Source organism: Pseudomonas sp. CBZ-4 (assembly GCF_000346755.1).
GTDB lineage: Bacteria > Pseudomonadota > Gammaproteobacteria > Pseudomonadales > Pseudomonadaceae > Aquipseudomonas.
This window is the reverse complement of record NZ_ANNV01000149.1, coordinates 1-19557: the sequence shown is the minus strand read 5'-3', so window position 1 is coordinate 19557 and position 19557 is coordinate 1. Positions and strand designations below refer to the sequence as shown.

Genomic DNA, 19557 nt, shown 5'->3' with positions numbered 1-19557 from the left:
TCTGGGAGTTTCAAGCGTCGGGCAGTTGACCTAAGTCAGAAGAGTCTAGCGCTCAAGCCAGACAAGGGAGGCAAACCGACCGGTACGAGGACTGCGGCGGTAAGAAAAGAAGCGCGGATCGGTCACGGTACAGAAACCGCCACCATAAACAGCGGTGACGCCGCGTGCAGCAAGGCGCAGGTGCGCGAGCTGATAGATGTCGGCCATGAACTTGCCTGGATTGCGGCTGGGCACGAAGGCTTCGGCGGTGATCGGCAATTGCTGCATGAAGGCTTCCCGCACTTCCGGGCCGACTTCAAAGGCTTGCGGGCCAATGGCCGGGCCGAGCCACACCAGAACCTCGCCGGGCTCCGTATCCAGGCTTTCAACAGCCGCTTCCAGCACACCCGCCGCCAGGCCACGCCAACCGGCATGGGCGGCGGCGACGCGAGTGCCCGCACGGTTGCAGAACAACGCGGGCAGGCAATCGGCAGTCATTGAAGTGCAAGCGATGCCTGGGGTGCTGGTCCAACTGCCATCGGCTTCAGCGGTGCGATCTGGATCAGCTTCGACCACGGTCACACCATGAACCTGACGCAGCCAGGCCGGCTGGATAGCAAAGGCATCACTCAGACGACGGCGATTCTCAAGGACGGCCTCCAGGCTGTCCTCGACGTGATCGCCCAGGTTGAGGCTGTCGAACGGCGCCAGACTGACGCCGCCCGCACGGGTAGTAACACAGGCTTTAACCCGAGCCGGCGCGGGCCAGTCAGGAATCAGCCAGTCACTCATCCGATAAACGCCTCGCGATCCTGCTTGAGCAGCGACAGCAACCAGACCAGGTCGTCTGGCAAAGGCGATTCCCAGCTCATGCGCTTACCGCTCGTCGGATGATCCAGTTCCAGGAAACGTGCGTGCAGTGCCTGGCGCGGGAACGACTTCAGCGATTCGACCATGGTCTGACTCGCCGCCGGCGGAATACGGAAGCGGCCGCCGTAGGCCGGATCTCCGACCAACGGGAAGTTGATGTGGGCCATGTGCACGCGAATCTGGTGGGTACGACCGGTTTCCAGCTTGACCCGCACGTGGGTGTGGGAACGGAAACGCTCCAGCACACGGTAGTGGCTGACGGCCTGCTTGCCGCCTTCCATCACCGCCATACGCTGGCGCTGCTGGCCGTGACGACCGATCGGCGCGTTGATCTTGCCACCGGCCACCACGACACCGATCACGATGCACTCGTAGATCCGGCTGACGCTGCGGCTCTGCAATTGTGTGACCAACTGCGTCTGCGCCTGAATGGTCTTGGCCACCACCATCAAGCCGGTGGTGTCCTTGTCCAGACGGTGCACGATGCCGCAGCGCGGGACATTGACGATGTCCGGCACGTGGTGCAGCAGGGCATTGAGCAAGGTGCCATCAGCGTGCCCGGCTGCCGGGTGAACCACCAGGCCTGCGGGTTTGTTGATGACCAGGATGTCGTCGTCTTCATAGACGATGTCCAGCTCAATGTCCTGGGCGATCCATTCTCCCTGGGCTTCCTGCTCGGCAGTCAGCTCAAGAATCGCACCACCATGAACTATGTCTCGCGGGCGGATAACCGCTCCATCCACAGTCAGGCGGCCGTCTTTGATCCAGGCGGAAAGGCGCGAGCGCGAGTGCTCAGCGAATAATTGTGCGGCGACTTGATCGAGGCGTTGGCCGCCCAATTCGGACGGCACCTCTGCGCGAAGTTCAATTTTATCGGACATGCTCAGACTAGGCGTGGCGTAGCCTTTGGTTTCGGCTGCGCGCTTGTGGTTAAATACGGCGTCTTTTGCCCCGAGGCTTTCAACGGGGCGCTCATCATAACAGGACGGCCCCGCCCAAGACAGCGGCCGTCATAGGGACGCAAGCCGCCATGCAAGTGAAACACCTGCTGCTGATCGCCATCCTCGCCATGACTGCTGCTTGCTCGTCAACAAAGGACGTCGTCGACGAAAACCTGAGCGAAGTCGAGTTGTACCAGCTGGCTCAGAAAGACTTGGACAATAATAGCTACACCAGCGCCACAGCCAAGCTGAAGGCACTGGAGTCGCGTTATCCGTTCGGCCGCTACGCCGACCAGGCGCAGCTTGAGCTGATCTACGCCAACTACAAGAACGCCGAGCCGGAAGCTGCCAAGTCTGCTGCCGAGCGTTTTATCCGCCTGCACCCGCAACACCCGAACGTGGACTACGCCTACTACCTCAAGGGCCTGACCTCGTTTGACCAGGACGTTGGCCTGCTGGCGCGCTTCCTGCCGCTGGACATGACCAAGCGTGACCCGGGCGCTGCCCGCGACTCCTACAACGAGTTCGCCCAGCTGACCAGCCGCTACCCGAACAGCCGCTACGCGCCGGACGCCAAGCAGCGCATGATCTACCTGCGCAACCTGCTGGCCTCCTACGAGATCCACGTCGCCCACTACTACCTGACCCGTCAGGCCTATGTCGCTGCCGCCAACCGTGGCCGCTACGTAGTGGAAAACTTCCAGGAAACCCCATCCGTGGGTGACGGCCTGGCCGTGATGACCGAGGCCTACCAGCGCCTGCACCTGGACGACCTGGCCAATACCAGCCTGGAAACCCTGAAGCTCAACTACCCTGATCACCCAAGCCTGAAAGACGGTCAATTCGTGCCTCAGGTCGCCGAAGCGGACAACCGCTCGTGGCTGAGCAAGTACACCTTGGGCCTGATCGAGTCCCGTCCACCGCTGCCGCCGGGCGAAACCCGCGCCAACCAGGACGTGATGAAGCAGTTCCAGGACGCCAAGGAAGCCATTCCTTCGGAGCTCAAGCCTCATGACGAGAACGGCGACGTGATCGAAGAAGAAGCCCCGCAAGCCCTGGGCAACAACCAGGACCGCTCGTGGTTCAGCTACATGACCTTCGGTGTGTTCGACTGATCCGTTGACGCAACGCAAAAAGGGAGCCCCTCGGGGCTCCCTTTTTTATGGGCAAGCATTATTGCGCTGTGCGCCTGCCATGTCCTTGGCTAAACTGGCGCATTCCTCGTCGAGAAGCTGCCCACCATGGTTCGTCTACTGTTCTGGATTGCCATTATTGCCGCCGCAGTATGGTTCTGGCGTAAATTCAAAAGCCCGGCTGCCAAACAGCAGCGCTCCGCCGAACCCGACGCCGCCTTGATGGTGCGCTGCGCCCACTGCGGTGTGCATTTGCCGCAGAATCACGCCCTGAGCTCAGGCCAGGCGTGGTATTGCAGCCAACCCCACCTGGAACAAGGGCCGAAGTCTATCCAGCGTTGATTCGACCTTGCGGGGCATACGGCGCCGGATCGATGATCGGCGCACGCCCCAGCAACAAGTCGACAAACAACTGGCAGGACGCCGGCGCAAGCACCAGGCCATTGCGGTAATGCCCGCAGTTGAGCCACAAGCCACTGAACCCCGGCACCTGGCCGATATACGGAATGCCTTCCGGCGACCCCGGACGCAAGCCCGCCCAATGCCCGACCACCTCGGCCTCGGCCAAGGCCGGAATCAGCTCGATCGCCGACGCCTTCAAGCTTTCCAGCGCAATGTCGGTCGGCGTCTTGTCGAAGCCCTCATGTTCCAGGGTGCTGCCAATCAAGATATGTCCATCACGTCGCGGGATCGCATAACGCCCCTTGGCCAGGACCATGCTCGACAGGAAATCCGCGGCACACTTGTACAAGATCATCTGGCCTTTGACCGGTTCCACCGGCAGCGACAAGCCCAGCGTGCCAAGCAACTCACCGCTCCACGCCCCCGCCGCCAACACCACCTGATCGCCAAGGATCGGGCCACCCGTGGTGTTCACCCCCACGACATTGCCGGCGTCCTGTACGAACCCGGTCACCTCGCATTGTTCATGCAAGGTCACACCCGGCAACGCCAACAGCGCCGCCTTGAGAGACTTGACCAGCCGGGGGTTGCGCACATTGGCGACATTGGCCATGAAGATCGCCTGGGAATAACCGCCGCCCAGCACTGGCACCGCATCATGGGCGGCCGAAACATCCACCTTGCTCAACGGGCGGCCTTCCCGTGCCGCCCAGGCCAGCGCTTCGGCCTCGTCTTCCAGGTCGAGCCAGTACAAGCCAGTGGTGTGAACCTCAGGGTCAACGCCCGTGGCGGCAAACAGACGCTCGGCCAGCTGTGGATAGAAATCCTGCGACCAATGGGCCAGCGCCGTAACCGCCGGGCTGTAGCGCCACGGGTACAACGGCGAAACAATCCCGCCGCCAGCCCAGGAAGACTCCTGACCCACGCCGGCACGCTCCAGCAGCACCACCGCCTGCCCCTGGGTTGCCAGGTTGAACGCCGTCAACAAGCCGATTACGCCACCGCCGACCACCACCACTCGCTGTTGCTTAGTCATTATTCGATCCAGCCGATAAATAGGGACAAGCGCACCCGGCGCCCAATCATCCAGCACTGTCATCATTGCCCCCAGCACAGCGTGCGTGACATGTCCGGTGCTGCGCCAGGGTTGGCCCGCGCGCCGGTGCTGGTCAGGCTAAAGCCGCCGCAAGGGTCACCGGCCATCACCGAGTCAGCAATGGGCGTGGCCAGCAGGCGGAAATCCTGAGGGTTCAATACAGCGGTGATTCTATAGCGATCATTGCCCGTACTGACGCCGCTGGCGTCAATAAAACTGCCATTGCGCGCATAAAAGCGCTCCAGGTACTGCGCCTGCTCGGTCAACAGCGCGACAATTTGCCCGCGATAGACCTTTTTTACCTGGCCGGTATAGCTGGGGTAGGCGACCCCGGCCAGCACTCCAATGATTGCCACGGCCACCAGTAACTCGATCAGGGTAAAACCCCGGCTGTCCTTGTCCATCCCACCACCCCTTATTGAAGTTCCCGCCAGCCCACCCGCCGAAACCGCGAGCCGCCCTCCCCGTCTACCCGCACATACACGCTCTCCAAGACCGTGCGGGATTGGCCGCCTAACCCGACCGCCGTCACCCGGTACACAGCAGCCGTTACTTGCGGCGGCAATTGAGCCAGCCCCACGGCAGGCCCGAGGGACTGTATGCCGTAGAAACCGCCCTTGAGCGCGATCCAGGTGACGCCGGAAACCGGGTTCACTCCGGCGCCGCTCAGTGAAAATGCCTCGCCCGGCGGCGCGCAGGTGACGACAGACCGACACACTGGCAAGGTCGCAGGCACCCGCTGTACGACCGACTCCCCCATCCTCAGGCCACTTTCGGCACTCTGCAGCGATTGGTTGCGATGCCACAGACTGGCGGCGGCCTTCTGCTGGGACACCGCGCCCCGCATCGACGCCAAGCCAATCAGCGACAGCAACAGCAGAAACACCAGGCTGATCGGCAGCACCATGCCCGCCTGCCGTACATTTTCGTGTTGAGACATTCCCATACCCGCCCTACCCCAGACGGTTTCGCAGCGCGGCCACGACGCTGTAGGCTTGATCCTTGACGCGCCCCGCGGGGTCTTGCAGCATCATCAGGATACGCACGCTGCGGATCAGGGATTCATCACCGGGGCGGGCGTCATAACGCACCACTTCCGCCGAGCCAGGCTTGGCGGCCACGCCGAAGCTGATATCAAACGCCCGCACGTTATCCACCAGCACCGCCTTGGCCGGTGCCGCAGGCGTACTGACCTTCAACTGGCCCGCCTCGAAGGTGTAGGTGATCTGCCGCAATCCAAAGCGAATCTGCCCAGGCAAAGGCACGGGCGCGCTGCCCGTGAACGCCTCGGCGGTTCCCGTACAATCGGACAGCACCGTCCAGTCGGGCTTGCCGCCACCATCGCCGATATCCGCCGTCACCAGCGTCAGTGACGCTGATCCGTTCCCGGCACTCCAGCGCACAGGCTGATCAAAGGCCGCCGGTGCATTCTCGATAAACGCCGTGCCCAGGCAGCCAAACATGCCCGCCTGGCGGATGTCCTGAATCATCTTGCCCAGGACAAACCGCGCATCATCCTGCAGCCACATCGCCGCCTGCTGGCTCGCCTGTGTCGCGCGGGAACTGATCACCACCTGGCTGCCCCCGGCCACCAACACCAGCCCGATGGCCAGCGCGAGCAGCAACTCAACCAGGCTGAAACCGCGAAGACGCGAGCTCATGGCAGCACTCCCGGCTCATGACCGATTCGGCTGGTCAGGGTAAAGGTCTCGCGTGCGTCACTGGTGTCTGTGGCCCGTCGATCATCCCAACTGATGGTGACGGTCACTTCATTGGCGCTCACCGCCACCGAGCCTTTGGCGCTCGGCCCGGCAAACCCGAGGATATTGGCTTCGAAATCATGCAGGTCCAGGTCACGCACGCTGGCACTGGCACTGCTGGCCGGCGCACGTTCTGCACGGCCCCACGCGTAGTCGGCAGCGGCGTTGGCGCGGATGCGGTCGAGCATGTCGTAGGCGATGAAACTGGCCTGGCTGATCATCCTGGCGCTGTCGGTGTACTTGAGCGCATTGAGCTGGATGGCGGCCGCGCCCAACAGGCCAACGGCGAGAATCAATAGGGCGACCAGCACTTCGATCAGGGTCATGCCGGTTTGGCGCCGAGGCAAGGTGCAGGTGCAAACGGTGTTCGGGGAGGCAAGCATTACCATCGTCGTCCGTGTCGAAGGCCAAAAAAGAAGCAGGAAATCCTGCTGTGCAGCCCAAGACTAGCGCCGGTTTTTCAACCGTGGCGCTGCCGGAACAAAGGGAAATACTTTGGACAAAAAGGCCATCATCCGAGGTCGAGGCGCAGGCGCTATACCTAGGTCTGCACCCACATCCACGGAGGGATGACCTATGCAACAGCGCGGTTTCACCCTGATTGAACTGCTGCTCGGGCTGATCATGAGCGGCATCCTGGCCAACCTGGCCGTGCCCGGTTTCAAGAACCTGCTCGAATCACAACAACGACATAGCGCCGCACAATCCCTGGCCGGAGGGCTGCGCTTCGCGCGCACCGAAGCCATCGCGCGCAACCGGGCCGTCATCATCCACGCACAGGACGAAGACTGGAGCCGAGGTTGGCGGGTGATCGTGGACGTGAGCGGACGCGGCCACCTGGACGAGGACAATCCGGTGTTGCTGGAGCACCAGGACAGCGGGCGCGTGGCGATTGTCGGCAATGGCCCGGTCAAGAGCCAGGTACGCTTCAGCGGGCTGGGCGAACCGGTATTTTCAGGCGGAGGGTTTCGAGCGGGCACTGTGCATGTGTGCGCCACGGGCCAGGCGCAAAGCCAGTACCAGGTGGTACTGGCGCCCAGCGGACGCATCAGCCTGCGCAGCGACAGGACCGAGCAGGCGTTGTGCCGGAGCTACTCCGGCACCCTGGCACTCAGAGCAACGAGCGAACCCGCAGCTCCTTGGGCATGGAGAAAGTGATGTTTTCTTCACGACCGGCCAACTCATCGGCGCCGGTGGCACCCCAGGCGTGCAACTGCTGGATCACGCCGCGCACCAGGACTTCCGGGGCCGAGGCACCGGCGGTGATGCCGATACGCTGGACGCCATCGAACCAGCTGCGTTGCATGTCTTCCGCGCCGTCGATCAGGTACGCCGGTGTTGCCATGCGTTCGGCCAGCTCGCGCAGGCGGTTGGAGTTGGAGCTGTTAGGGCTGCCGACCACCAGGACCACATCGCACTCGTTGGCCAGTTGCTTGACCGCGTCCTGGCGGTTTTGCGTGGCGTAGCAGATGTCGTCCTTGCGCGGGCCACCGATGGCCGGGAAGCGAGTGCGCAGGGCGTCGATGACGCGGCTGGTGTCGTCCATGGACAAGGTGGTCTGGGTCACGAATGCCAGGCGCTCGGGGTTGCGCACCTGCAGGTTGGCGACGTCTTTTTCGTCTTCCACCAGGTAGATGGCGCCACCATTGCTGGCGTCGTACTGGCCCATGGTGCCTTCGACTTCCGGGTGCCCGGCGTGGCCGATCAGGATGCACTCACGGCCGTCACGGCTGTAGCGTGCGACTTCGATGTGCACCTTGGTCACCAGTGGGCAGGTGGCGTCGAAGACTTTCAGGCCACGGCCTGCCGCCTCGGTGCGCACCGCCTGGGAAACACCGTGGGCGCTGAAGATCACGATCACGTCGTCCGGCACCTGGTCCAACTCTTCGACGAAGATGGCGCCGCGGGCGCGCAGGTCTTCGACCACGAATTTGTTGTGGACGACTTCATGGCGCACGTAGATCGGCGGCCCGAAGACTTCCAGGGCGCGGTTGACGATTTCGATCGCACGGTCCACGCCGGCGCAGAAGCCACGGGGGTTGGCGAGTTTGATGTGCATGCTGTGCCTCGTGTCTTGCAGGGCAAGAAATTGGATCAACTCAGCTCTATAAGCTTGAGCCTCTGTGGGAGCCGGGCTTGCCCGCGATGCAGACGACTCGGTGTATCAAGTACACCGAGGTGATGCAATCGCAGGCAAGCCAGCTCCTACACAAGCCGCCACCCGCAGGAACCGGTTTCGTCAGTCAGAGCGCTTTAACGTCGATGATTTCAACGTCAAAGGTCAAGGTTTTACCGGCCAACGGGTGGTTGAAGTCGATGGTTACTTGCGTGTCATCGAAGGTCTTCACCACGCCAGGCAATTCGGTATTCGCCGCATCATTGAAGATCACCAGCAAGCCTTCCGACAGGTCCATGCCTTCGAACTGCGAACGCGGGATGATCTGCACGTTTTGCGGATTGGGCTGGCCAAAGGCGTTTTCCGGCAGGATCTGCAGGTTGCGCTTGTCGCCAGCCTTGAAGCCGAACAGGGCCGCTTCGAAACCCGGCAGCAGGTTGCCGTCGCCGACCTTGAAGGTCGCCGGGGCTTTGTCGAACGTGCTGTCGACCGTGTCGCCATTCTCCAGGCGCAGTGCGAAATGCAAGGTGACTTCCGTGTTCTGGCCGATGCGTTGCTCAGCCAATACCTGATCAGTCATTGACGGTCTCTCCGGTTTTCTTACTTTTGAACATGTCCAACGCCAGCATGATTGCACCGACGGTGATGGCGCTGTCGGCAAAGTTGAACGCCGGGAAGTACCAGCGGTTCTGCCAATGCACGAGGATAAAGTCGATCACATGGCCCAGGGCAATGCGGTCGTACAGGTTGCCCAACGCGCCGCCCAGCACCAGGGCCAGGGCGATGGCCAGCCAGGTGTCGTCGCGGCCGAGGCGCTTGAGCCAGACCACCAGCACCGCACTGACCACCACGGCGATCAGGGCGAACAGCCAGCGCTGCCAGCCGCCACCGTCGGCGAGGAAGCTGAACGCCGCGCCGGTGTTGTAGGCCAAGGTCCAGCTGAAGTAGTCAGGAATGACCACAATCTGCTGGTACATCTGCAAGGCGCCTTCGAAGTGAGCCTTGCTGACCTGGTCAATGACCAGGACCAGCACGCTCAGTACGAGCCAGCCCAGGCGTCCAAAACGACTGGCTGCATTAGGCATAGTGACGAACCTCGCCTGCACCGCTGATGTTGTCGACGCAACGACCACAGATTTCCGGATGCTCTGGGTTCACGCCGACGTCTTCACGGCAGTGCCAGCAACGGGCGCACTTGGCGAAGGCCGACTTGACCACTTTGAGCTTGAGGCCCGGTACTTCGGTGGCGACCGCGTCCGCCGGGGCCTGGGCGAATGGCGCCAGGCTCGCGGTGGAGGTGATCAGCACGAAACGCAGTTCGTTGCTCAGCTTGGCCAGGTCGGCGGTAAGGCCTTCCTCGGCAAACAGGGTGACTTCGGCTTGCAGGTTGCCACCGACGGCCTTGGCCGCACGCTGCACTTCCAGCTCCTTGTTCACCGCAACCTTGACGGCCATCACGCCTTCCCAGTACTCGCGGCCCAGTTCGAAGTCGGCCGGCAGTTCGGTCAGGCCTTCGTACCAGGTGTTGAGCATCACGGACTCGTTGCGCTCGCCCGGCAGGTATTCCCACAGTTCGTCGGCGGTGAAGGCCAGGATCGGGGCGATCCAGCGCACCAACGCTTCGGAGATGTGATACAGCGCGGTCTGCGCCGAACGGCGTGCCTTGCTGTTGGCGCCGGTGGTGTACTGGCGGTCCTTGATGATGTCGAGGTAGAAACCACCCAGCTCCTGCACGCAGAAGTTGTGGATCTTCGAGTAGACGTTCCAGAAGCGGTATTCGCCGTAGTTTTCCTGCAACTCGCGTTGCAGCAACAGGGTACGGTCCACGGCCCAACGGTCCAGGGCGAGCATGTCCTCGGCCGGCAGGATGTCGGTGGCCGGGTTGAAACCGGTCAGGTTCGACAACAGGAAGCGTGCGGTATTACGGATGCGACGGTAGGCATCGGCGCTGCGGGCCAGGATCTGGTCCGACACGGCGATCTCGCCGGAGTAGTCGGTCGACGCCACCCACAGACGCATGATGTCGGCGCCCAGGGTGTCGTTGATCTTCTTCGGCTCGATCACGTTTTTCAGCGACTTGGACATCTTGCGGCCCGTCTCGTCGACGGTGAAGCCGTGGGTCAGCAGTTCGCGGTACGGCGCGTGGTTGTCGATGGCGCAACCAGTCAGCAGGGACGAATGGAACCAGCCACGGTGCTGGTCCGAACCTTCCAGGTACAGGTCGGCACGCGGGCCGCTCTCGTGACCCATCGGGTGCGAGCCACGCAGGACGTGCCAGTGGGTGGTGCCCGAGTCGAACCACACGTCGAGGGTGTCGCTGATCTTGTCGTACTGCGGCGCTTCGTCGCCCAGCAGTTCGGCGGCGTCCATCTTGAACCAGGCTTCGATGCCTTCCTGTTCAACGCGCTGGGCAACCGTTTCCATCAGCTCGACGGTGCGCGGGTGCAGCTCGCCGCTTTCCTTGTTCAGGAAGAACGGGATCGGCACGCCCCAGTTACGCTGGCGCGAGATGCACCAGTCCGGGCGGTTGGCGATCATCGAGTGCAGGCGCGCCTGGCCCCAGGCCGGGACGAACTTGGTCTCTTCGATCGCCTTGATCGCGCGGTTGCGCAGGGTGTCGCCGCTGGTGGGCTCTTTGTCCATGCCGATGAACCACTGCGCGGTGGCGCGGTAGATCAGCGGGGTCTTGTGACGCCAGCAGTGCATGTAGCTGTGCTGGATGGTGGCGGTTTGCATCAGCGCACCGACTTCACGCAGCTTTTCGATGATCGGCTGGTCGGCCTTGAAGATGAACTGGCCACCGAAGAACTCCAGCGACGGCACATACACGCCGTTGCTTTGCACCGGGTTGATGATGTCGTCGTTGACCAAGCCGTACTTCTTGCAGATCACAAAGTCGTCTACGCCGTAGGCAGGCGAGCAGTGGACGATACCGGTACCCGAACCCAGCTCGACGTAGTCAGCCAGGTACACCGGCGACAGACGGTCGTAGAACGGGTGGCGGAAGTTGATCAGTTCCAGCGCGGTGCCGGTGGTGGTGGCGATCACCGAACCTTGCAGCTCGTAGCGCGCCAGGCAGGCTTCGACCATTTCCTCGGCCAGGACCAGCAGGCGATCACCGACGTCCACCAGGGCGTAGGTGAATTCCGGGTGCACGTTCAGCGCCTGGTTGGCCGGGATGGTCCACGGGGTGGTGGTCCAGATCACGATGGCGGCAGGCTTGGCCAGCGATGCCAGGCCAAAGGCCTCGGCCAGCTTGGCCTCGTCGGCAATCGGGAAGGCCACGTCGATGGTCGAGGACTTCTTGTCTTCGTACTCGACTTCCGCTTCAGCCAGGGCCGAACCGCAGTCAAAGCACCAGTTGACGGGCTTGAGGCCCTTGAACACGAAACCGCCCTTGACGATTTCGGCCAAGGCGCGGATTTCACCGGCCTCGTTCTTGAAGTTCATGGTCTTGTACGGGTTGTCCCACTCGCCGAGCACGCCCAGGCGGATGAATTCGGACTTCTGCCCTTCGATCTGCTCGGTGGCGTAGGCACGGCACAGTTCGCGGGTTTTATCCGCGCCCAGGTTCTTGCCGTGGGTCACTTCGACTTTATGTTCGATCGGCAGGCCATGGCAGTCCCAGCCCGGGACGTACGGCGCGTCGAAGCCCGACAGGGTTTTCGAGCGCAGGATCATGTCCTTGAGAATCTTGTTCAGCGCATGACCGATGTGAATCGTGCCGTTGGCATAAGGAGGGCCGTCGTGCAGGACGAATTTCGGACGATCCTTGCCAATCTCGCGCAACTTTCCGTACAGGCCAATACTGTCCCAGCGCTGCAGGATCTGCGGTTCGCGCTGTGGCAGGCCGGCCTTCATTGGGAAGGCGGTGTCCGGAAGGTTTAGCGTGGCTTTATAGTCGGTCATTTAAGGCTCTTCGGTTAGCGATGGGCGCTAGGTGCGGCTAGTGCACGGGCGGCGGCGACATCCGCATTGATCGCCGTTTTCAACGCCTCAAGGGAGGCGAATCGCTGCTCTTCACGCAGCTTTTGGTGGAAAACCACCGTCAAACGCCGGTCATACAGATCACCGGCAAAATCCAAAAGGTGAACTTCCAGGTGGGCCTTGCCATCACCTGCAACCGTGGGCCTGACGCCTATGTTGGCGACTCCCGGCCACGGTTGACCGTCGATATCCACACTCACCAGGTAGACCCCGGTGAGTGGCACACGACGGCGCTTGAGCTGCACGTTGGCGGTTGGCGTGCCCAGTTGGCGCGCCAGCTTCTGGCCGTGCAGGACCCGTCCGGCAATGCGGAACGGGCGACCGAGCAAACGCTCGGCCAGCGCGAAGTCGGCAGCGGCCAGGGCGTTACGCACCTGGGTACTGCTCACGCGCAGGCCGTCCAGTTCGACGGTTTGCGCGGCTTCGACGGTAAAACCTTGATGAGCGCCAGCCTTCTGCAGGAAATCGAAATCGCCGACGCGGTCGCAGCCAAAACGGAAGTCGTCGCCGACCTCCAGGTGCTGCACGCCCAGGCCGTCCACCAGGATCCGGTCAACGAACTCGGCGGCGCTGAGGCTTTGCAAACGCTGGTTGAAGGCCAGGCAGAGGACACGGTCCACGCCTTCTTCGGCCAGCAGTTGCAGCTTGTCCCGCAAGCGGGCCAGACGTGCCGGCGCCGTCTCGGGGCTGAAATATTCCCGCGGCTGTGGCTCAAATATCACCACGCAGCTGGGCACGCCCAACTCGACCGCACGCTCGCGCAGCCTGGCCAGGATAGCCTGGTGGCCACGGTGAACACCGTCAAAGTTGCCAATAGTGGCGACGCAGCCCCGATGCTGGGGGCGCAGGTTGTGGAGACCTCGAACCAGCTGCATAACGCGCTTCTTGCTCATAAAGTGGTCGATTATAACCACACCCAGCCCCGGACGACAGGCAACAGAACAGGCCAAATGGGTCGAATCGATAAAACAGCCGTTTTATCGCGGCAAACGCTCTAGCCAATCGACTTGCGATTGAAATCCCGCAGGCGGAAACCCTGCAGCAGCAACATCCCGAAGTACACCACCACACCGGCCACGACCAGCACGCCAAGGCGCAGGAAACGCTCCAGCATATGGCCTTCGTCCCAGGCGGGCATGAAGTGCATCAGGCCGAGCAATACCGCCGACATCGCCGTCACTGCAACCACCAGCTTAAGAGCGAACAGACCCCAGCCTGGCTGCGGCTGGAACATCTGCTGCTTGCGCAGTTGGTAGAACAGCAGGCCGGCGTTGATACACGCACCGGCGCTGATGGCCAGGGCCAGGCCGGCATGGGCCAACGGGCCGATAAACACCAGGTTGAGCAGTTGCGTGACGATCAGCGTGAATATCGCGATTTTTACCGGCGTACGGATGTTTTGCTGGGCATAGAAGCCCGGCGCCAGCACCTTGATCACGATGATGCCGAGCAGGCCCACCGAGTAGGCGACCAGCGCGTGCTGCGTCATCAGGGCGTCATGGGCGTCGAACTGACCGTACTGGAACAACGACACGGTCAGCGGCTCGGCCAGGATCCCCAGGGCCAGGGCGCACGGCAGCACCAGCACAAAGCACAGGCGCAGGCCCCAATCGAGGATGCGCGAGTATTCCTGGCGGTCCTTGCTGGCGTAGGTGCGCGCCAGGGTTGGCAGCAAAATCGTGCCCAAGGCCACGCCGAGCACGCCGGACGGCAGTTCCATCAAGCGATCCGCGTAGTACATCCACGATACCGAACCCGAGACCAACAGCGACGCGAACGCGGTGTTGATGATCAGGGAAATCTGACTGACGGACACACCAAGAATCGCCGGCAGCATGTTGCGCATTACGCGCCAGACGCCGGTGTCCTTCAGATTGAGGCGCGGCAGCACGAGCATGCCGATCTTTTTCAGGTGCGGCAGTTGGTAAAGCAGCTGCGCCAGGCCACCGGCCAGTACGGCCCAGCCGAGGGCCATGACCGGCGGATCGAAATACGGCGTGAGGAACAGCGCGAAGATAATCATGCTGACGTTCAGCAGGGTCGGCACAAAGGCCGGCACCGAGAAGCGGTTCCAGGTGTTGAGGATCGCGCCGGCCAGGGATGACAGGGAAATCAGCAATATATAAGGAAAGGTCACCCGCAGCAGGTCAGTGGTCAGCGCGAATTTTTCCGGGGTGTTGGCAAAACCGGGGGCCGTGGCCCAGATCACCCAGGGTGCGGCGAGCATGCCGAGCACGGTCACCAGCATCAGCACCAGGGTCAGCAGGCCCGACACGTAGGCAATAAAGGTGCGCGTCGCCTCCTCGCCCTGCTGGGTCTTGTATTCGGCCAGGATCGGCACGAAGGCCTGGGAAAATGCGCCTTCGGCGAAGATCCGCCGCAGCAGGTTGGGCAGTTTAAACGCAATAAAGAAGGCGTCCGTGGCCATGCTCGCGCCAAAAATTCGTGCCAGCAGGGTATCGCGCACGAAGCCCAAAACCCGCGAGATCATCGTGATAGAGCTGACGGCGGCCAACGATTTGAGGAGGTTCATTGAAAGAGTTTGCGCCTATTAGATAAACAGCAGGCGAACAACGCGCCTACTTATGCGATACTGCGCGCCTGCAACAGCACAGAGCCAAAGCTCGCGAGTTTACAGGTCAAGCGCCGGAAATAAATCACCCGCCTCTTCAGATCGACCACTCAGCAGTTCGCATCAGCCGCCCTTGACAACACTTCAAGTCATCGGCATGATTCGCGGCCTATTTTGTTTGCTATTTCCTAAAAAGTCTTTCGAGGAGCTCGACGGTGGCCAACACACCTTCCGCCAAAAAACGTGCAAAACAGGCTGAGAAGCGTCGCAGCCACAACGCCAGCCTGCGTTCCATGGTTCGTACCTACATCAAGAATGTAGTTAAAGCCATCGACACCAAAGACGCTGAAAAAGCTCAAGCAGCTTACGTTCTGGCTGTGCCTGTTATCGACCGTATGGCCGATAAAGGCATCATCCACAAGAACAAGGCCGCTCGTCATAAGAGCCGTCTGAATGGCCACATCAAGGCTCTGAACGTCGCTGCAGCAGCCTAAGTGGTAACAACTGGCGCGTAACCCAGGTTACGCAACAGTTAAGAAATGCCCCGTACCGAAAGGTCCGGGGCATTTTTGTTTGTGCCCGAATAAAGATTGCACCGCTCAAACATTTGGGAGCTGGCTTGTGTGGGAGCTGGCTTGCCTGCGATGGCGGTGGGTCAGCTTGCATAGGTGTTGCTGACCCACCGCCATCGCGGGCAAGCCCGCTCCCACATTTGGATTGCATACATTTTTTGAGCACAAAAAAAACGCCCCGAACAGGTCGGGGCGTTTTTGCTAGCAACTGATCAATGCATCAATCAGTGCTGGTGACCGCCTTCACCGTGAACGTGGCCGTGGGCCACTTCTTCCTGGGAAGCGTCGCGGATGGCAACGATCTTCACTTGGAAGTTCAGGCGCTGGCCAGCCAGCGGGTGGTTGCCGTCAACGGTGACGTCGTCGCCGTCCAGGTCACGGATGGTGACGATCTGCATTTGGCCGTCCGGCGCGGAAGCGTGGAACTGCATGCCCACTTCCAGCTCGTCAACGCCTTCGAACATGCTGCGGCTCAGGGTGCTGACCAGTTCGGCCGAGTACTCGCCGTAGGCATCTTCAGGTTCTACGGCAACGGTCAGTTCATCACCGACGCTCTTGCCTTCCAGAGCCTTTTCCAGGCCTGGGATGATGTTACCTGCGCCTTGCAGGTAGACCAGCGGCGCGCCGCCGGCGGAGCTGTCGATGACCTCACCAGCGTCGTTGGTCAGGGTATAGTCGATGGAGACAGCCTTGTTAGCGGCGATCGTCATGGGGCGAGACCTTTTGCATAAGAATGAAGAACGGACAAGTCTAAACAAGGATTTGCCCGAAAGCGAACACAACCCGGACAGACGGGGTCGCACACGCGACTCGACGGTCATCGGTTTTCACCAGGACGACGACCAACACTGGGTTGCCGAGCTGTCTTGCGGCCACACCCAGCACCTGCGCCACCAGCCGCCCTGGCAGTCCCGCGCCTGGGTGCTCGACCCCGCACAGCGCCAGGAAAAAATAGGCCAGCCCTTTGCCTGCGGCTGGTGTACGCAAGCGCACGAATAACGATAACCTTGGCACCTGATTCGCGGTAGACGCTCAGCCATAGAGCGTCACCCAAGCCATGCACCTCCAGAGAATTCGCATGCAGACTTTTTTTATCGCGCCCACCGATTTTGGTGTGGGTCTGACCTCCATCAGCCTTGGGCTGGTGCGCACCCTTGAGCGGGCCGGACTGAAAGTCGGGTTCTTCAAGCCCATAGCCCAGCCGCACCCCGGCGACACCGGCCCCGAACGCTCCACCGAGCTGGTGGCGCGCACTCATGGTTTGAAGCCGCCACAGCCCCTGGGCCTGGCCCATGTGGAGCGCATGCTCGGCGACGGGCAGCTCGATGAGCTGCTTGAAGAAATCATCACCCTGTATCAACAGGCCGCCGTGGGCAAGGACGTGCTGATCGTCGAAGGCATGGTGCCGACCCGCAGCGCCAGTTACGCCGCCCGGGTCAACCTGCACCTGGCCAAGAGCCTCGACGCGGAAGTGATCCTGGTCTCCGCCCCGGAAAACGAAGTGCTCACCGAACTCTCCGGCCGCGTGGAATTGCAGGCCCAACTGTTTGGCGGCCCGAAAGACCCGAAAGTCCTCGGCGTGATCCTCAACAAGGTGCGCACCGACGAAAGCATGGAAGCCTTCTCCGCGCGCCTGAAAGAACATTCGCCCCTGCTGCGCAGCGGTGATTTCCGCCTGCTCGGCTGCATTCCCTATCAGCCGGAACTCAACGCCCCACGCACCCGTGACGTGGCCGACCTGATGGGCGCACAGATCCTCAACGCCGGCGACTACGAAACCCGGCGCATGACCAAGATCATCATTTGCGCACGCACCATGCGCAACACCGTGGAGCTGCTCAAGCCCGGCGTGCTCGTGGTCACCCCCGGCGACCGCGACGACATCATCCTCGCCGTCAGCCTGGCCGCGATCAACGGCGTGCCCCTGGCCGGCCTGCTGCTGACCAGCGACACCCTGCCCGACCCACGCATCATGGACCTGTGCCGTGGCGCGTTCCAGGCCGGGCTGCCGGTGTTGTCGGTGAGCACCGGCTCCTACGACACCGCCAACCAGCTCAATAGCCTCAACAAGGAAATCCCCATCGATGACCGCGAGCGCGCGGAGATCATCACCGACTTCGTCGCCAGCCACCTCGATGCGCGCTGGCTGCACCAACGCTGCGGCACGCCACGGGAGATGCGCCTGTCGCCGGCGGTGTTCCGCTACCAGCTGATCCAGCGCGCCCAGGCCGCCAACAAGCGCATCGTCCTGCCCGAAGGCAGCGAGCCGCTGACCGTGCAAGCCGCCGCGATCTGCCAGGCGCGCGGAATCGCCCGTTGCGTGTTGCTGGCCAAACCGGCGGACGTGGAAGCGGTCGCCCGCGCCCAGGGCATCGAATTGCCCGAAGGCCTGGAGATTCTCGACCCGGACCTGATCCGCCAGCGCTACGTCGAACCGATGGTGGCCCTGCGCAAGAGCAAAAGCCTCAACGCGCCGATGGCCGAGCAGCAACTGGAAGACACCGTGGTGATCGCCACCATGATGCTGGCGCTGGATGAAGTGGACGGCCTGGTCTCCGGCGTCATCCACTCCACCGCCAACACCATCCGCCCCGCCCTGCAACTGATCAAGACCGCGCCGGGCTGCACCTTGGTGTCGTCGGTGTTCTTCATGCTGTTCCCGGAGCAGGTGCTGGTGTACGGCGACTGCGTGATGAACCCGCACCCAAGTGCCGCCGAGTTGGCGGAGATTGCCCTGCAAAGCGCCGACTCGGCCGCCGCGTTCGGCATCACGCCGCGTGTGGCGATGATCAGCTATTCCAGCGGCGACTCGGCCAGCGGCGAAGAAGTGGAGAAAGTCCGCGAAGCCACCCTGCTCGCCCACGAACAGCAAAGCTCGCTGCTGATCGACGGCCCGCTGCAATACGACGCCGCCGCCAACGAAAACGTGGCCCGCCAATTGGCACCGAACAGCCTGGTTGCCGGTAAAGCCACCGTGTTCGTGTTTCCCGACCTGAACACCGGCAACACCACCCACAAGGCCGTGCAACGCAGCGCCGATTGCGTGAGCCTGGGGCCGATGCTCCAGGGCCTGCGCAAACCGGTCAACGACCTGCCACGCGGCGCCCAGGTGGATGACATCGTGTACACCATCGCACTGACTGCGATCCAAGCCGCCAACCGACCTATGGATATCTAAATGCTGGATTTTCTACCTGCCGCCGTGCGCGGGGTGATCGCGTCGTTGTTGCTGGCGCTGAACACGATCCTGTTGTGTTCGTTCCTGTTTATCGTCGCGCTGTTCAAGGCATTGCCGTTCGCCAAGCGCTTCAGTGAATGGCTGATGAACCACACCCACGAAGCCTGGGTGACCAACAACAAAGGCTGGATGAACCTGGTGCGCCGCACGCGCTGGCACATCAAGGGCCTGGAAGGCCTGGATTACCAGCACTCGTACCTGGTGACCAGCAACCACCAGAGCTGGGTCGACATCATGGTGTTGCAGTACGTGCTCAACCGGCGCATTCGCCCGCTGAAGTTCTTCCTCAAGCAGGAGCTGATCTGGGTGCCGGTGATTGGCTTGGCGTGGTGGGCTTTAGGCTTCCCGTTCATGAAGCGCTACACCAAGGCGTATCTGGAGAAGCACCCGGAGAAGAAGGGCAAGGACCTGGAAACCACGCGCAAGACCTGTGCGAAGTTTCGCGACAACCCGGTGGGCATTTTCAACTTTGCCGAAGGCACGCGGTTCACCCCGGGCAAGCATGCGCAGCAGAAATCGCCGTTCCGCTACCTGCTCAAGCCTAAAGCCGGTGGCATTGCGTTTGTGCTGGATGCGATGGGTGAGCAGTTGAAGTCATTGGTCAATGTGACCATTCACTATCCGGCTGGGCGCCCGGGGTATTGGGATTTGTTGTGCGGGAATGTGCAGGACGTTGTGGTGCAGTTTGAAGAGGTGCAGATCCCGGCCGAGTTCATTGGCAAGAATTATGAGCAGGATGGGGAGTATCGGACGGCGTTCCAGGGTTGGATCAACCAGCTGTGGGAAGCAAAAGACCAACTGCTCGATAGGCTGCACACCGAATTCCCAGACAAAAAGTGATCAAAAATGTGGGAGCTGGCTTGCCTGCGATGCAGGCACCTCGGTACATCA

At 61.8% G+C, this 19557-nt stretch carries 21 protein-coding genes; 7 read left to right on the top strand and 14 right to left on the bottom strand.

Annotated features, from left to right (window positions below):
* Positions 1-45: 45 nt before the first annotated feature.
* On the bottom strand, positions 46-771 hold the full coding sequence (gene pgeF, locus B348_RS0120435; RefSeq protein WP_017737921.1) for a peptidoglycan editing factor PgeF: 726 nt from the start codon (positions 769-771) through the stop codon (positions 46-48).
* Complete coding sequence (gene rluD, locus B348_RS0120430; protein WP_017737920.1) at positions 768-1730, bottom strand: 23S rRNA pseudouridine(1911/1915/1917) synthase RluD; 963 nt, start codon at positions 1728-1730, stop codon at positions 768-770. Before rluD ends, pgeF begins: the two co-directional genes overlap by 4 nt.
* Positions 1731-1879: 149 nt before the next feature.
* On the opposite strand from rluD, the gene B348_RS0120425 reads away from it, so the two are divergent.
* Complete coding sequence (locus tag B348_RS0120425) at positions 1880-2905, top strand: outer membrane protein assembly factor BamD (RefSeq protein WP_017737919.1); 1026 nt, start codon at positions 1880-1882, stop codon at positions 2903-2905.
* 126 nt (positions 2906-3031) lie between these two features.
* On the top strand, positions 3032-3265 hold the full coding sequence (locus B348_RS0120420; RefSeq protein ID WP_017737918.1) for a PP0621 family protein: 234 nt from the start codon (positions 3032-3034) through the stop codon (positions 3263-3265).
* Here the strand turns inward: B348_RS0120420 and thiO are convergent.
* The 5 genes from thiO to pilV all read right to left on the bottom strand — a co-directional run bounded on the left by thiO (position 3252) and on the right by pilV (position 6564).
* Entirely contained in the window at positions 3252-4361 is a 1110-nt protein-coding gene (thiO, locus tag B348_RS0120415) for a glycine oxidase ThiO (RefSeq protein WP_017737917.1), read from the bottom strand. The genes B348_RS0120420 and thiO overlap by 14 nt on opposite strands.
* A gap of 62 nt (positions 4362-4423) precedes the next feature.
* Positions 4424-4825: a type IV pilin protein gene (locus tag B348_RS0120410; protein ID WP_017737916.1), complete on the bottom strand. Its 402-nt coding sequence runs from the start codon at positions 4823-4825 to the stop codon at positions 4424-4426.
* 11 nt (positions 4826-4836) lie between these two features.
* Complete coding sequence (locus tag B348_RS0120405) at positions 4837-5361, bottom strand: PilX N-terminal domain-containing pilus assembly protein (protein WP_256204489.1); 525 nt, start codon at positions 5359-5361, stop codon at positions 4837-4839.
* Positions 5362-5374: 13 nt separating this feature from the next.
* A complete protein-coding gene (locus tag B348_RS0120400) occupies positions 5375-6082 on the bottom strand; it encodes a PilW family protein (protein WP_017737914.1) in 708 nt (235 codons plus the stop codon).
* Positions 6079-6564, bottom strand: a complete 486-nt coding sequence (gene pilV / locus B348_RS0120395) for a type IV pilus modification protein PilV (protein ID WP_017737913.1) — start codon at positions 6562-6564, stop codon at positions 6079-6081. Before pilV ends, B348_RS0120400 begins: the two co-directional genes overlap by 4 nt.
* A gap of 193 nt (positions 6565-6757) precedes the next feature.
* Here pilV and B348_RS0120390 point away from each other — a divergent pair, with 193 nt between their 5' ends.
* Positions 6758-7339, top strand: a complete 582-nt coding sequence (locus tag B348_RS0120390; RefSeq protein WP_017737912.1) for a GspH/FimT family pseudopilin — start codon at positions 6758-6760, stop codon at positions 7337-7339.
* Here B348_RS0120390 and ispH read toward each other — a convergent pair.
* The 6 genes from ispH to murJ form a co-directional block, all read right to left on the bottom strand.
* The gene (gene ispH, locus B348_RS0120385; protein WP_017737911.1) at positions 7293-8240 is read right to left on the bottom strand and encodes a 4-hydroxy-3-methylbut-2-enyl diphosphate reductase; all 948 of its coding nucleotides are present in this window, start codon (positions 8238-8240) and stop codon (positions 7293-7295) included. The two genes, B348_RS0120390 and ispH, sit on opposite strands and share 47 nt — an antisense overlap.
* 184 nt (positions 8241-8424) lie before the next feature.
* A complete protein-coding gene (locus B348_RS0120380; RefSeq protein WP_177325344.1) occupies positions 8425-8862 on the bottom strand; it encodes a peptidylprolyl isomerase in 438 nt (145 codons plus the stop codon).
* Between the two features lie 7 nt (positions 8863-8869).
* Entirely contained in the window at positions 8870-9382 is a 513-nt protein-coding gene (gene lspA, locus B348_RS0120375) for a signal peptidase II (protein WP_017737909.1), read from the bottom strand.
* The gene (gene ileS, locus B348_RS0120370) at positions 9375-12206 is read right to left on the bottom strand and encodes an isoleucine--tRNA ligase (protein ID WP_017737908.1); all 2832 of its coding nucleotides are present in this window, start codon (positions 12204-12206) and stop codon (positions 9375-9377) included. Before ileS ends, lspA begins: the two co-directional genes overlap by 8 nt.
* A 14-nt stretch (positions 12207-12220) precedes the next feature.
* A complete protein-coding gene (gene ribF, locus B348_RS0120365) occupies positions 12221-13159 on the bottom strand; it encodes a bifunctional riboflavin kinase/FAD synthetase (protein WP_017737907.1) in 939 nt (312 codons plus the stop codon).
* Between the two features lie 119 nt (positions 13160-13278).
* Complete coding sequence (gene murJ, locus B348_RS0120360; RefSeq protein ID WP_017737906.1) at positions 13279-14817, bottom strand: murein biosynthesis integral membrane protein MurJ; 1539 nt, start codon at positions 14815-14817, stop codon at positions 13279-13281.
* Positions 14818-15071: 254 nt separating this feature from the next.
* Here murJ and rpsT point away from each other — a divergent pair, with 254 nt between their 5' ends.
* The gene (gene rpsT, locus B348_RS0120355; RefSeq protein WP_003171647.1) at positions 15072-15350 is read left to right on the top strand and encodes a 30S ribosomal protein S20; all 279 of its coding nucleotides are present in this window, start codon (positions 15072-15074) and stop codon (positions 15348-15350) included.
* A gap of 302 nt (positions 15351-15652) precedes the next feature.
* Here the strand turns inward: rpsT and B348_RS0120350 are convergent, their stop codons facing one another.
* Positions 15653-16138 (bottom strand): peptidylprolyl isomerase, encoded by a 486-nt coding sequence (locus B348_RS0120350; RefSeq protein WP_017737905.1) that lies wholly within the window; start codon positions 16136-16138, stop codon positions 15653-15655.
* On the opposite strand from B348_RS0120350, the gene B348_RS0120345 reads away from it, so the two are divergent.
* From B348_RS0120345 to B348_RS0120335, 3 genes are all read left to right on the top strand, one after another.
* Positions 16137-16427, top strand: a complete 291-nt coding sequence (locus tag B348_RS0120345) for a DUF3565 domain-containing protein (RefSeq protein WP_017737904.1) — start codon at positions 16137-16139, stop codon at positions 16425-16427. The two genes, B348_RS0120350 and B348_RS0120345, sit on opposite strands and share 2 nt — an antisense overlap.
* A 79-nt stretch (positions 16428-16506) precedes the next feature.
* Positions 16507-18606, top strand: coding sequence for a phosphate acetyltransferase (pta, locus tag B348_RS0120340; RefSeq protein WP_017737903.1), 2100 nt, complete (start codon positions 16507-16509; stop codon positions 18604-18606).
* The gene (locus tag B348_RS0120335; protein ID WP_017737902.1) at positions 18607-19506 is read left to right on the top strand and encodes an acyltransferase; all 900 of its coding nucleotides are present in this window, start codon (positions 18607-18609) and stop codon (positions 19504-19506) included.
* Positions 19507-19557 lie beyond the last annotated feature (51 nt).